The following is a 13,290-nucleotide window of genomic DNA, read 5'->3' on the forward strand; positions in this document are numbered from 1 at the left end:
CTATAATTGCGCCGTTATTCCCGTCCAATTTCTATAATCAGGTCTTACGCACTATGACTGACAACCCCCACCAATGCGTCATTATCGGCATTACGGGCGCATCCGCCTCAGGTAAAAGTTTGATTGCCAGCACCCTGTATCGTGAACTGCGCGATCAGGTGGGCGAGGCGCATATCGGTGTCATTCCGGAAGATTGTTACTATAAAGACCAAAGCGACCTGACCATGGAAGAGCGGGTTAAAACCAACTATGACCATCCCAACGCCATGGACCATAACCTGCTGTTCCAGCATATTCAGATGCTGAAAGGCGGTAAGGCCATTGAGCTGCCGCAGTACAGCTACGTTGAGCATACGCGCAAGCAGGAGACCATCCATCTGGAGCCGAAAAAGGTCATCATTCTGGAAGGCATCCTGCTGCTGACCGACTCCCGCCTGCGCACGGAGATGAATTTTTCTATCTTCGTTGATACGCCGCTGGACATCTGCCTGATGCGCCGTATCCGCCGCGACGTGAACGAACGCGGCCGTTCCCTGGACTCGGTGATTGAGCAATACCAGAAAACCGTGCGCCCGATGTTCCTGCAATTTATCGAGCCTTCCAAACAATACGCCGACATTATCGTGCCGCGCGGCGGGAAGAACCGTATCGCCATTGATATTCTGAAAGCGAAGATCAGTCAGTTTTTTGAGTGATTGCGTCAGATTAATGACGGGTGACGGGGCAAAAGCGCCGGATTCTCCCGTCTTTTTTATTTATTCACAGGTATTCTGGACAATCTTCCTGAATTATTTCGGGAAATAACCATGTTCAGGTAGTATGAGAACCGACCCGGAGGTGGATATCCGCGGGGTTCGGGCCCGGCCCGGAGCACGCAGGATACGGAGTGGCTGATGTTGTTTACGGAGAATATGAGAATGAGACTGTGCGATCGCGACATAGAAGCCTGGCTGGATTCCGGCAAACTGGAAATTTCACCGCGCCCTCCGGTTGAGCGTATCAGCGGCGCGACGGTGGACGTTCGCCTGGGGAATAAATTCCGCGTATTCCGCGATCATACCGCGCCTTATATTGACCTCAGCGGCCCCAAAGACGAAGTCACGGCGGCGCTGGAGCGGGTGATGAGCGATGAAATCATCATCGCCGAGCCAGACGCTTTCTTTCTGCATCCCGGCGAACTGGCGCTGGCGGTGACCTATGAGTCGGTGAAGCTGCCCGATGATCTGGTGGGCTGGCTGGACGGGCGTTCTTCGCTGGCGCGCCTGGGGCTGATGGTCCACGTGACGGCGCACCGCATTGATCCGGGCTGGCAGGGCAAAATTGTGCTGGAGTTTTATAATTCCGGTAAGCTGCCGCTGGCGTTGCGCCCCGGCATGCTGATCGGCGCGCTGAGCTTTGAGCCGCTTTCCGGCCCGGCGGCGCGGCCCTACAATCGCCGTGAAGATGCGAAATATAAAGATCAACAGGGCGCGGTCGCCAGCCGGATAGACAAAGACTGACGGGCCACACGTTATGCTGTTTGATATGAGGATGGCATGAGACGATTTCTGACAACGCTGGTTATTTTACTGGTGGTGCTGGCGGCGGGGATGACGGCGCTGGTGGTGCTGATAAACCCGAATGACTTCCGCAGCTATATGACCCAGCAGGTTCAGCAGCGCACGGGCTATCAGCTTACGCTGGACGGCGATTTACGCTGGCACGTCTGGCCGCAGCTGAGCATTCTGGCCGGACGTATGTCGCTGACGGCGCCCGGTGCGCAGGCGCCGGTGATTTCGGCGGACAATATGCGTCTTGACGTGCGGCTGTGGCCGCTGTTTTCGCATCAGCTTTCCGTGAAGCAGGTGATGCTGAAAGGCGCGGTTATCCGCCTGACGCCGGGCAGCGATCCGGTGCAGCGTCAGCAGGGCACGCCGGAAGCGCCGGGCGACGTGCAGGAACCGGTAGCAGACGTCCCGTGGAAACTGAACATCAATAAGGTGCGCGTACAGGACAGCCTGCTGATCTGGCAACGCGGGCCGGACGATCAGATCAATATGCGCGATATTAATCTGTCCGTCGATCAGGATGAAAAACGTCAGGCGACGCTGGAATTCTCCAGCCGTATCAACCGTAATCAGCGTGATTTAGCCTTCAGCCTGTCGGGAACGGCGGATCTGAGCGATTCCCCGCGCGTGTACCGTGCGACGGTAACGAATTTTGATTACCAACTGACCGGCGCCGGCGTTCCGGGGAATGGCGTGAAGGGGCAGGGGAGCCTGGCGTTGGAGCTTCAGTCTCAGAACCAGCAGATCGATCTGACCCAGTTGCAGTTCAGCGCCAATGAGAGCCAGCTGACCGGGCAACTGCGTGCGGTGCTGGGCGAAGCGGTTCCGCAGTTTAGCGCAGACCTGAAATCGCCGGTGCTGAACCTTGACAGCCTCAACGGCTGGCAACCAGGGCAGGGCAAAGCGGCGGCGCAGCATACGCCTTCGGTGCCGATGCCGGTAACGTCGCAGCCAGTCGCGGAAGCGCCGCCGGATGATATGGCTTACTTGCGTGATTTCATCGCGAGCCTGCATTTGCAGGCGGATAAAGTCATCTATCACGGCCTGGAAGTGAGCGGCGTTGCGCTGGAGGCCGATAACCAGCGCGGTAAGGCGCGGATTAGCACTCTGAACGGTAAGGTTTCCGGCGGTACTTTCGCGCTGACCGGCGACATCGACGCGACCGGACCCGGTGCGGCGAAAATCCGCATTACGCCGCGGGTTGAGCACGTTGCCGTCGCGCCGGTAATGCGCGCGCTGGAAGCGCCGCAGATTCTGGAGGGCATTCTTTCGCTGAGCGGTAATTTCAACGGCAGCGGCCTGGGCGGCAGCGACTTTACCCGCCACTGGAGCGGCAGCGCGCACGTGGCGATGAATGAAATGAAAGTGCACGGCCTGAACATTCAGCAATTGATTCAGCAGGCTGTTGAGCGCAGCCAGAAAGATGTGCATGGGGCGGATAATTACGACACTTACACGCGTATCCGTACCCTGAAGGCGGATACGGTGCTTAAAAACGGCGCGCTGAAGATCACCCAGCTTTATGGCGACTCCGATTTACTGACGGTCGGCGGCACCGGCAATGCCGATCTGAACCGGCAAACCTGTGACATGAACCTGCGCGTGCGGGTGTTGCAGGGCTGGAACGGCAAAACGGAGGTGGTGAAGGCGTTGCAGCAGTCGGTGATTCCGCTGCGGGTTTACGGCCCCTGGGATAACCTGAACTATACGTTGCGTGTCGATGACATTCTGAAAGATCAGTTGCAGCAGCGGGCGAAGGACGCGATTAATAATTGGCTGAATAAGCAACCGGAAGATAAAGGAAAGAAAAAGCTGGAGCAATTACTTAATCGGTTGTGATTGATATGCATTATTTGGGACCGGCCTTTCTTCAGGGCCGGTCTTTTTATTTGAGTTAAGTAATTATTTGAATGACAACGTGCTTCCGCCGGTTCCCGCATAACTCACAATCTCGTTCTCCGGAGCGTAAACTCCGCCATTCGTTGACCAAAATCAGTAAAAAACCTTCCCCATTTCGGCAGAGTGCGGTTGTTTCGTTTAATGGCATTTTCTGTGCCGGAAGAAAGTAATGGTGTGATGAAATGCCATAATTCCTGCGTTAGGCAGGATGGAATGCATGGTTACCACAGAGGATTATATGATTGAGCTAATTATAGGGATAGTGGTTGCTGCCGGCGTCGGTCGCTACATTATTAAGGGCTATTCTGCTACCGGTGTACTGATGGTGGGGGGGCTGCTGCTGCTGATCATCAGCGCAATTATGGGGCATTCACTGCTGCCCGGCAGCGCCAAGCCTACCGGCTGGAGCGCGACGGACATCGTAGAATACGTCAAAGTTCTGCTGATGAGCCGCGGCGGCGATCTGGGCATGATGATTATGGTGCTGTGCGGGTTTGCTGCTTATATGACCCACATCGGCGCTAACGACATGGTGGTAAAACTGGCCTCGCGCCCGCTGCAATACATTAACTCGCCCTACCTGTTGATGATTGCGGCCTATTTCGTTGCCTGCCTGATGTCGCTGGCGGTGTCCTCCGCGACCGGCCTGGGTGTGTTGCTGATGGCGACGCTGTTCCCGGTGATGGTTAACGTCGGCATCAGCCGCGGCGCGGCGGCGGCAATCTGTGCTTCCCCGGCGGCGATTATTCTGGCGCCGACCTCCGGCGACGTGGTGCTGGCGGCGAAGGCTTCTGAAATGCCGCTGATTGACTTCGCGTTCAAAACGACGTTGCCGATCTCCATCGCGGCGATTATTTGTATGGCCGTGGCGCACTTCTTCTGGCAGCGCTATCTGGACAAGAAAGAAAACGTTTCCCACGAGATGCTGGATGTTAGCGAAATCACCACCACTGCGCCGGCTTACTATGCGATTCTGCCGTTTACGCCGATTCTCGGGGTGCTGGTGTTTGACGGTAAGTGGGGGCCGGAACTGCACATCATTACCGTGCTGGTTATCTGCATGCTGCTGGCCGCGATCATTGAGTTTATTCGCTGCTTTGACGCCCAGAAAGTGTTCAGCGGCCTGGAAGTTGCCTATCGCGGGATGGCGGATGCCTTTGCCAGCGTGGTCATGCTGTTGGTGGCCGCGGGTGTTTTTGCGCAGGGGCTGAGTACGGTCGGCTTTATCAGCGGCCTGATTGACCTGGCGCAATCCTTCGGCACCGGCGGCCTGGTGATGATGATGGTACTGGTAATTATCACCATGCTGGCGGCGATGACTACGGGCTCCGGCAACGCGCCGTTCTACGCCTTCGTGGAGCTGATTCCCAAGCTTTCCGGTCAGATGGGGATTAACCCGGCGTACCTGACGATTCCGATGCTTCAGGCCTCTAACCTGGGCCGTACGCTTTCTCCGGTTTCCGGCGTGGTCGTGGCCGTTGCTGGTATGGCGAAGATTTCGCCGTTTGAAGTGGTGAAGAGAACGTCAGTTCCGGTATTAGTAGGACTGGTTGTGGTTATTGTGGCAACGGAGATTCTGGTTCCGTTGCACAGATAAGAAAGCAGGAGAGGCGGTCTTTTAAGACCGCCTCTCTTTATCCGATACTAAAAATTACACCTCATAATCATCTTCAGGCGCCTGTAACGGCGTAATCTTTATTTTCTGTATCCGGTGACTGTTTATTTCCAGTGGCTCAAACACATAATCGCCGATGCGGATATGCTCCCCTTCACGCGGAATTCTTTGCAATTCTTCCATCAACAATCCGGCCAGCGTGTGATACTCCCGCTTTTCATCCAGCTTCAGCGGTAAATAGAGCACCAGGTCTTCCAGCGGCATATAGCCGTTGACGATCCAACTGCCGTCGTCGTTTTGCTGAATATCGTGGCGCGGGTCCAGTTCTTCACCGGCGACCGGTAAATTCCCGGCGATGGTTTCCATCACGTCCGTCAGTGTGACGACGCCTTCTACGGAACCAAACTCATCGACCACGAAGGCAAAATGCGTTTGGGCCTGACGAAACTGTTCCAGCGCCATCAACAGCGATAATCCTTCCGGGAAGATGAGCGGTTGCTTTACCAGGGCTTTAAGATCAAGCGGCGTTTTATGCAACTGCTGACGCAGCAGATCGATAACGTGAATGACGCCGAGCGGTTCGTCGGTTTCATTATTGTCGGTTACCACGATGCGGGTATGCAGATTCTTTTGCAGCAGAAGGTCGATTTTTTCCGCGGGTTCGCTCAGGTCCAACTGTTCGATATCATGCCGTGAGGTCATGATGCTGCTGACGGTACGCTGCGCCATGCCCAGCACCCGTTCGATCATCATACGTTCCTGAGGGTTGAACACGGCTTCTTCTGCGGTGTTATCAGAAACCAGTCCGGAGGTGTCGTGATCCATCGCGGCTTCTTCATGCTTACCGCTGAGCAGACGCAATACGGCTTCGGCGGTGCGTTCACGCAGCGGACGCGACGCGGTGAGAAAACGCCGCCGGTTAAACTGCGCCAGCTGGTTGAGGAACTCAATCATGACCGAGAACCCGATTGCGGCATACAGATAGCCTTTGGGGATCGGGTAGCCGAACCCTTCCGCGATCAGGCTGAAGCCAATCATCAGCAAGAAGCTGAGGCAGAGAATGACGATGGTCGGGTGGGCGTTGACGAACTGCGTGAGCGGTTTGCTGGCCAACAGCATCAGCCCGATGGCGATACAGACGGCGGCCATCATGACGGCCAGGTGATCCACCATGCCGACGGCGGTGATGACGGAGTCGAGAGAGAATATGGCGTCGAGTACGACGATTTGCGCAACCACGGGCCAGAAACGCGCGCCTTTACGCTGCTCTTTATTCTCGTGGTCTTTGCCTTCCAGACGCTCGTTAAGTTCTACCGTGGCTTTAAAGAGCAGGAATAGCCCGCCCATTAGCATAATCAGATCACGGGCGCTGAAAGGGTGCCCGTAAAGCGTGACCAGCGGTTTGGTTAACGTAACCAGCCAGGAGATTGACGCCAGCAGAATGAGACGCATAACGAGCGCCAGCAACAGGCCGGTGACACGCGCTCTGTCGCGCTGCTGACGGGGCAGTTTCTCTGCCAGGATGGCGATGAAGACGAGATTATCGATACCGAGGACGATTTCGAGCACGACCAGCGTAGCCAGTCCGACCCAGATTGTTGGATCAACGATCCATTCCATAGGCTACATTTTACCCTTGATTTGCGCGGAGAAACCCGCATGGAAATGATGAGCGTAACGTGTGGAAAATTCAAGTATTGCACAAAATCAGATAATGTTTAGTATAGCGATTATTGCTTTCCGAAATATGCCAAAAAAGATTAGGGCGTCAGGCAAATGCTGTAGAAATGCTAATAAATGAACCTGGCATATTTTCCGTAATGTTACAAATATGAGTATATTCTGACTATGTCACAGAAACCACCGATTCAGGCGCATTATCGGGTTATTCCACTTGTTTCCTGATGCCAATAGTATGAGAATCGGTGACCTGTTAGTACTAAGGTATATGTGTATTATATAGACATTTTTATCTGAAAAACTCATCGGACTGGCAGTTAGCTGATTGTTTTTTTAGAAAATTTGTGGTGGATGGATAGAGAAAAGTAATCCCCTGCAGGCAAAACATGGATGTGGCAGTGCATTGGTAGCTGGGGAGCCAAGGGCGGTAGCGTGTGTTGTTTTTTTAATGGATAGGGAATTATGAAAAAAGTAATAACATTTGGAACTTTTGATGTGTTTCATGTTGGGCATATAAATATATTGGAGAGAGCTGCTGAGCTTGGTGAGTATCTGATAGTTGGGGTATCTTCTGACGCTTTAAATTTTAGCAAAAAGAAACGTTATCCAATATACAATCAAAGCGATCGGATGAAAATTATATCCTCATTAAAATTTGTTAATGAGGTTTTTGTTGAGGAATCTTTGGAGTTAAAACTCGATTATATTAAAAAATATAATGCAGATGTGTTAGTTATGGGGGATGATTGGGCTGGCCGTTTTGATTGGGTTAAGCCTGCTTGTGAAGTTATATATCTACCTAGGACACCATCGATTTCGACGACAGAGATTATTGAAATTGTAAAGATGACATAATTACTAATGTTGCTGAATATTGAAGGTGAGTTTAAGTATTAAAATATCCTCAACGCCTATCATAAAGTTGGTTTGGCACAGTGAAAATAATATGTCGTCATTAAAGAAAAATGTTGTTTCACTAACAATTGTTCAATTGTGTGTATATGTAGTTCCTCTTCTGCAATTTCCGTATCTGACAAGAGTTTTAGGAGTAGAGATATTTGGTGTTATAGCATATTCTTTGTCTTTGATGTTGTTGGCAAATATAATTACTGATTATGGCCTTAATTTATATTTACCACAGAGAATTGCATCAGGGGAAAACTCCACATATAAAATATCAAGAATCTTTACTGAAAGTATAATAATCAAGTTTTTTCTACTTATTATTACTCTCTTAATATTTTTCGCTATTATTTATACTAACTCAAATTACAAAGGGTATTCTCATTACTTTTTGCTTTTTTCATTTGTGATAATTGCTAATGGTTTTATACCCGTATGGCTTTTTATTGGAATGGAGCAATTATATTATTATAGTCGTGTAATTATCACCACTAAACTAATATCCTTAATTCTTATTTATTTTTTTGTAAAGTCCGTTGATGATTTGAATGTTTTTGGCTATATATATATTATTCAAGCTATTTTATCTCTTTTAATATTATTGCTCTTGGCTAAGAAAAAATACAATATAAAGATTGTTTATGTGGCATTTGAGGATGTTAAATGTACTTTTAAAATATCAACTACTTTTTTTCTCTCCCGAGCTTCTGCGGCTTTATATTCGTCTCTTTGCCTAATAATGTTGGGTTATTGTTCAACGCCAATACAGGTTGCATACTATAATGCAGCTGAGCAGCTTTACAAAGCGGGACAGCAAGTATTTTGGCCTATAAATCAGGCGATTTATCCTTATATGGTACGGACAAAAAATTATAAATTATTTTATAAGGTTATATTTGTAGCCCTACTTGTTGCTGTATTAGGAGCATTATTTGGTGTTTTTTGGGGGGCGGATATTCTGGAGCTAATATATGGCAAAGAGTTTATTGCGGCGAGTAATATTCTTTCTGTTTTTATGATAGCAATTGTAATAAATACATTGGGAAGTTTAATGGGGTATCCTGCTTTAGTTCCTATCGGATTATCGAAGATTGCCAATAATAGTGTTATCATTGCTGGATTGTTCCAAATAATAGTTTTATGTTCGATATATTATTCTGGAATGACTGTCATAGGTAAAACAATAGCATATTCTGTGGTTGCTTGTGAACTGCTTGTGGCCACAATTCGGTGCATAGGATTCTATAGAGGCATGAGGAGACAGGTATAGTGTATTATATAGTATCAATAATTTTGACATGCATATCATATTTTGTGCCTGTTAATAAAAATTTATATATAGCAGGTTCATGGTTTGGAAGGAAATTCTCTGATAACCCTAAATATTTCTATAAATATGTGCTTGATAGTCAAGAACAGAAAACCATTTACTGGTATACAAGAGATAGGCTACTTTATAATGAAATGCGGTTAGAAGGACTTCCAGTATTATATGGTAATAGCATTAAATCTATCATAATGCATCTACGAGCTTCCGCTGTTTTTTGTTCTTGTTCACCTAAACAGGATTTACTAGGAGTAGCGTTAAATAATAAAACAATTGTATTTAATCTTTGGCATGGTACCCCAATGAAAAAAATTGGGTTTGATTGTATTTCCTCGGGGGTAGGAATATCTACGATGGGGCTAAAAGATAATAAAAATGCATTGGAGAAATTGTTAAGACAATATTTCTATAGCCCATTGAAAAAGTTTGTAGAGAAAAAAACTTATATACTATCTCCTTCAGATGAAATATCGAAAATTCTGTGTGGAGCATTTAAAAAAGAAGAACAAGATATTTTATCGCTTGGGTATCCTAAGTTGGACCATTTGATAAAAACAAGAAATAGCAATCAAAATAAGAAAGCTAAAATCTTTTATGCTCCAACATATCGAGGCGAATATGATAGTGAATGTAATATCCTGGTAGAATATGGATTTGTAATTGATGATATAGATGTATGGCTAAGAGGAAAAGACTATTATCTAGAGATTCAACTGCATCCAGCAAATAGATTACCCAACGATTTTTTACAAAAAATAAATAAAACTGAGCGAATTCAAGTTGTTAGTTATCCAGATATATATGAGATTTTAAATCAATACCAGTATGTAATAACTGACTTTTCCAGTATATATTTTGATGCAATATCGGTCGGTATTAAAACAATTATTGCTCCCTTTGGTTTAGAATCATATTTAAGCAATGATCGACAGCTATATTTTTCTATCGAAGAGTTATTTCCTTATGCATTGTCAAAGAACTGGCCTGAGTTAATTAAAAATTTTGAAACATATTATAATTTGCCAGAAATAAGCTTCGTATTAAACAGATTTTATAAATATCAAGATGGCGATAGTTGTAGGCGATTAATGCTAGCAGTAGAGAAGATAATCGGGAAATAATTATGCTATATATATTTATGCTGTTTTTTATATTTGCTTTAGTATTGATATATAAAAGATCAACAGGGACTTATATAAATCAAAGTATATTTATATTAATTTGGTGGCTCCCTGTATATCTTAATTCCATATATTATGGAATTGAAAAAGATAATAATACGATAGCTATATCTTTATCATTAAGTATTATGTCATTTTTAATTGGATTTTGTGTATTTGCTTTTCAAATAAAAACAAAAAGAATTAATGGCTCTTTTGATAGCTACAATGGATATTATCGATTCTTAGAAAAGAAAACAATCTCATTTCTTTTTTTATCCATGCTGACCGGAATATCTCTATTCTATTTGATATATGGTACGCCACTATTAAGTTCTAATCCTGACTTGGCCAAAATTGCTTTTGGCGAGCAACATGGCATTTTCCTTCGTTTTATCAAATATATGCTTCCATTGCTATTGCTGTCTTTTATTCTGCTTGAGCAAAGAAAATTTAGATTATATTTTTATATAACATTATGTCTTATTTTTGTCGCTTTGGTTGGCCATAAAGGGTTAGCAATGACCTTTATGATTGTTTTCATAATTTTTGTTAAAATTAATCATGTAAAAATCGAGATAAATTATAAGTTGCTTCTTGTATTTGTTGCTATTTGGGTTGCTGTTTTAATACATATTTTGGTCGGAGAACAATTTGGTAGTTTTACTTCTTACATAGTATTTCGTTTTGCTCATATTGATGGCCTACAAATAATTTATGAGGATATAGTTCCTAGGCATGGCTTATATTGGGGAACAACAATTATGAATGAAATGTCTGGCACTCTAGGTAAGCTAGGCTTATACGAAGGAAGTGCTGAAACAACAGGAATGTTTGTTGCCAGGTATTATTATAATAATCCTGACTATATGTTTGAAATTGTTTCGCCAGGGGCTGCTCATTTATATTTAAATTTTGGTACATTGGGCGTCATTTTAGGTAGCTTGTTACTGGGACTGCTTAATGGATATCTTTTGCTAAAAATGTATTCGACAAGAAGCTCAATAAGAAGATCATTCTTCTATTTATTATCAATGTTGCCTGTACTATGTTTTTCTTTAGGGAAAATCGGAAGTACAATCATTTCTGATATGCTTAGCTATATTATGTATTTTATTATATTAGTCATTTTTTATCACATAATTAAATACTCCTCAACGGCAAAATTTATTAGTGGAAAAGTATAATGAAAATATCGCTTATTATGTGTACCTTGGGGAGACTTGAAGAAGTTGAGTTATTTATTCGCTCATTATGCGAACAGTCATATGTTAACTATGAGCTAATAGTTGTAGACCAAAATAGTCACTCAAAAATTGAGGAAATCTGTAATAGATATACCGATAAACTAAGTTCGCTAAAATATCATCGAGTTCAGTTTAAAGGATTGTCTAAATCAAGGAATTTTGGATTGAAGGAAGTAACAGGAGATATTGTTGCATTTCCTGATGACGATTGTATATATCCAGCAGATGCTTTAGAAAAGGTTGTTACATATTTTAAGAGCAATAACACTGTTGGCATAATTAGTGGTCAATCTATTAGCGAGCTATCATTTAGTGATCAACATGTGTGTGAAAATATAAAATCTATTAACATGCTAAACATGTTTGGTAATTTAATTTCATACACTATTTTCTTGAAAAAAGAAAGAGTAGATAGCACTGAGTGCTATTTCGATGAAGAGTTAGGTGTTGGAAGTAAATTTGGTTCTACTGAGGAAACTGATTTTATATTTAGGCAAATATCATCAAAAAATACAAATGTAATTTGCATGGTTGTGTCTGATTTGCTCATATTTCATCCTGATAAAGATAGCCAAATTTCATTAGATAGAACGTGTTACTATAATACTGGTGTTGGTGCTTTTGTGAAAAAGCATGCTAGCATATCATTAATTTACCTAGCGTTTTTTATGAGGCTAATGCTTGTTGCACCATTAGCTAAGATTGCTATTGCTGCTATCACATGCAATAAAAGAAAACTTGGACTAGCATATGGGGTTTTCTCTTCAAGATGGCAAGGGTTTTTTAATTATGGAAAGTAATATTCAAGTTGGAATTGATGGTTATTGGATGATTGATGATTATAGGGGAATGGGAAGTTTTGCATGGCAACTCATTGAACCTCTAGCGGATAAGTGTTCTGTTTTTATTCCTGATAATTCATCGAAACTAAAAATAGTAAATAATAAATATCAAAAATTATCTAAAAAAATGTTTTTACTATGGGAGCAACTATCAATCCCTTGTGCTGTTAAGAAAAATAAAGTCGAATATATGATTTATCCGTATAATACAGGAGCTTTTAGAAAAGTAGAAGGGAAAAGAATATCAATAATTCATGATTTGATTTTTTTAAAAAGCAAAAAGGAATTACCATATTCAGCATCAATGTACCAAAACCTTGGGCGCTTGTATCGTAAGTTTTTTCTTGGTATAAATATAAAAAATGCAGATTATATAGTAACTGTATCCCAATTTACAAAGTCTGAGCTTATTAAAGAGTATGGATTAAATGAAAGTAAGATAACAGTGATACCCAATTCACTTCCTGAGCATTGGTATCAAACTCTGCCAAAAGATACCGTATCAGATAAATATCTATTTACCGTTGCAGGTGAAGCTCCAAGTAAAAACTTGACAACACTGCTGGATGCCTTTGCATTGGCTTTATCAAAATATAATATACATGGTCTTAAGTTGACGATTGCTGGTGTAAAAAGTGAATACCATCACAAATATTTACAGCATTGCAAGTTACTAGGGATAGATAGCTATGTTGAGTTTTTAGGTTATATCTCAACTAATGAACTCAAAAGTTTATATGTGAATTCTTATGGATTTATTTTTGCCTCTCTTTTTGAAGGATTCGGTATTCCTTTAATTGAAGCATTAGCGTCGCGAACGCCAGTTGCATTTAGTAATGTTACATCACTACCTGAAATTGCAGCAGACTGCGGAATTAGTTTCAATCCTTATGATATGCCTTCGATTGCCGAGGCTATATCGCAGCTATTTTATTTAGATGAGAAGCTAAAAGTTAGAATGGTGGATAAAGGATTTAAAAGGGCATTAGATTTTCAAGAGTTGAAAGTAAGAAAAGATATTGAAAATTTTTGGTCGTTTATGCTAGAACCAGGGAAAGATTGAGAGGGCG

At 44.0% G+C, this 13,290-nt stretch carries 11 protein-coding genes; 10 read left to right on the forward strand and 1 reads right to left on the reverse strand.

What is annotated here, in order from left to right; all coding sequences use genetic code 11:
* Positions 1-53 precede the first annotated feature (53 nt).
* The 4 genes from udk to dcuC all read left to right on the forward strand — a co-directional run bounded on the left by udk (position 54) and on the right by dcuC (position 5,043).
* Positions 54-695 carry a uridine kinase gene (udk, locus tag C8D90_RS00560; RefSeq protein ID WP_115456483.1) on the forward strand — a complete coding sequence of 214 codons (642 nt, stop codon included), beginning with the start codon at positions 54-56 and terminating at the stop codon, positions 693-695.
* 222 nt (positions 696-917) lie between these two features.
* Positions 918-1,499, forward strand: a complete 582-nt coding sequence (gene dcd, locus C8D90_RS00565; protein ID WP_115456484.1) for a dCTP deaminase — start codon at positions 918-920, stop codon at positions 1,497-1,499.
* A gap of 36 nt (positions 1,500-1,535) precedes the next feature.
* The gene (gene asmA / locus C8D90_RS00570) at positions 1,536-3,386 is read left to right on the forward strand and encodes an outer membrane assembly protein AsmA (RefSeq protein WP_115456485.1); all 1,851 of its coding nucleotides are present in this window, start codon (positions 1,536-1,538) and stop codon (positions 3,384-3,386) included.
* Between the two features lie 298 nt (positions 3,387-3,684).
* Positions 3,685-5,043: an anaerobic C4-dicarboxylate transporter DcuC gene (dcuC, locus tag C8D90_RS00575; protein ID WP_115457211.1), complete on the forward strand. Its 1,359-nt coding sequence runs from the start codon at positions 3,685-3,687 to the stop codon at positions 5,041-5,043.
* A gap of 54 nt (positions 5,044-5,097) precedes the next feature.
* Here dcuC and C8D90_RS00580 read toward each other — a convergent pair whose 3' ends face one another.
* The gene (locus tag C8D90_RS00580) at positions 5,098-6,681 is read right to left on the reverse strand and encodes a TerC family protein (RefSeq protein ID WP_115456486.1); all 1,584 of its coding nucleotides are present in this window, start codon (positions 6,679-6,681) and stop codon (positions 5,098-5,100) included.
* Between the two features lie 522 nt (positions 6,682-7,203).
* Here C8D90_RS00580 and C8D90_RS00585 point away from each other — a divergent pair.
* The 6 genes from C8D90_RS00585 to C8D90_RS00610 all read left to right on the forward strand — a co-directional run bounded on the left by C8D90_RS00585 (position 7,204) and on the right by C8D90_RS00610 (position 13,283).
* Entirely contained in the window at positions 7,204-7,596 is a 393-nt protein-coding gene (locus C8D90_RS00585; protein WP_115456487.1) for an adenylyltransferase/cytidyltransferase family protein, read from the forward strand.
* Positions 7,597-7,687: 91 nt separating this feature from the next.
* Positions 7,688-8,914: an oligosaccharide flippase family protein gene (locus tag C8D90_RS00590; protein WP_115456488.1), complete on the forward strand. Its 1,227-nt coding sequence runs from the start codon at positions 7,688-7,690 to the stop codon at positions 8,912-8,914.
* Positions 8,914-10,092: a CDP-glycerol glycerophosphotransferase family protein gene (locus C8D90_RS00595; protein WP_162844333.1), complete on the forward strand. Its 1,179-nt coding sequence runs from the start codon at positions 8,914-8,916 to the stop codon at positions 10,090-10,092. Before C8D90_RS00590 ends, C8D90_RS00595 begins: the two co-directional genes overlap by 1 nt.
* 2 nt (positions 10,093-10,094) lie before the next feature.
* Entirely contained in the window at positions 10,095-11,318 is a 1,224-nt protein-coding gene (locus C8D90_RS00600; RefSeq protein ID WP_115456490.1) for a hypothetical protein, read from the forward strand.
* Positions 11,318-12,178: a glycosyltransferase family 2 protein gene (locus tag C8D90_RS00605; protein WP_115456491.1), complete on the forward strand. Its 861-nt coding sequence runs from the start codon at positions 11,318-11,320 to the stop codon at positions 12,176-12,178. Before C8D90_RS00600 ends, C8D90_RS00605 begins: the two co-directional genes overlap by 1 nt.
* A complete protein-coding gene (locus C8D90_RS00610) occupies positions 12,168-13,283 on the forward strand; it encodes a glycosyltransferase family 4 protein (protein ID WP_162844334.1) in 1,116 nt (371 codons plus the stop codon). The genes C8D90_RS00605 and C8D90_RS00610 overlap by 11 nt, the downstream gene beginning before the upstream one ends.
* Positions 13,284-13,290 lie beyond the last annotated feature (7 nt).

Source organism: Enterobacillus tribolii (assembly GCF_003363015.1).
Classification (GTDB): Bacteria; Pseudomonadota; Gammaproteobacteria; order Enterobacterales; family Enterobacteriaceae; genus Enterobacillus; species Enterobacillus tribolii.

What these genes read in the sequence shown, in the direction of transcription:
- C8D90_RS00610 (WP_162844334.1), top strand. Translation starts at nt 12,168, where the DNA reads ATGGAAAGTAATATTCAAGTTGGAATTGATGGTTATTGGATGATTGAT.
- dcd (WP_115456484.1), top strand. Translation starts at nt 918, where the DNA reads ATGAGACTGTGCGATCGCGACATAGAAGCCTGGCTGGATTCCGGCAAA.
- dcuC (WP_115457211.1), top strand. Translation starts at nt 3,685, where the DNA reads ATGATTGAGCTAATTATAGGGATAGTGGTTGCTGCCGGCGTCGGTCGC.
- asmA (WP_115456485.1), top strand. Translation starts at nt 1,536, where the DNA reads ATGAGACGATTTCTGACAACGCTGGTTATTTTACTGGTGGTGCTGGCG.
- C8D90_RS00585 (WP_115456487.1), top strand. Translation starts at nt 7,204, where the DNA reads ATGAAAAAAGTAATAACATTTGGAACTTTTGATGTGTTTCATGTTGGG.
- udk (WP_115456483.1), top strand. Translation starts at nt 54, where the DNA reads ATGACTGACAACCCCCACCAATGCGTCATTATCGGCATTACGGGCGCA.
- C8D90_RS00605 (WP_115456491.1), top strand. Translation starts at nt 11,318, where the DNA reads ATGAAAATATCGCTTATTATGTGTACCTTGGGGAGACTTGAAGAAGTT.
- C8D90_RS00580 (WP_115456486.1), bottom strand. Translation starts at nt 6,681, where the DNA reads ATGGAATGGATCGTTGATCCAACAATCTGGGTCGGACTGGCTACGCTG.
- C8D90_RS00600 (WP_115456490.1), top strand. Translation starts at nt 10,095, where the DNA reads ATGCTATATATATTTATGCTGTTTTTTATATTTGCTTTAGTATTGATA.
- C8D90_RS00590 (WP_115456488.1), top strand. Translation starts at nt 7,688, where the DNA reads ATGTCGTCATTAAAGAAAAATGTTGTTTCACTAACAATTGTTCAATTG.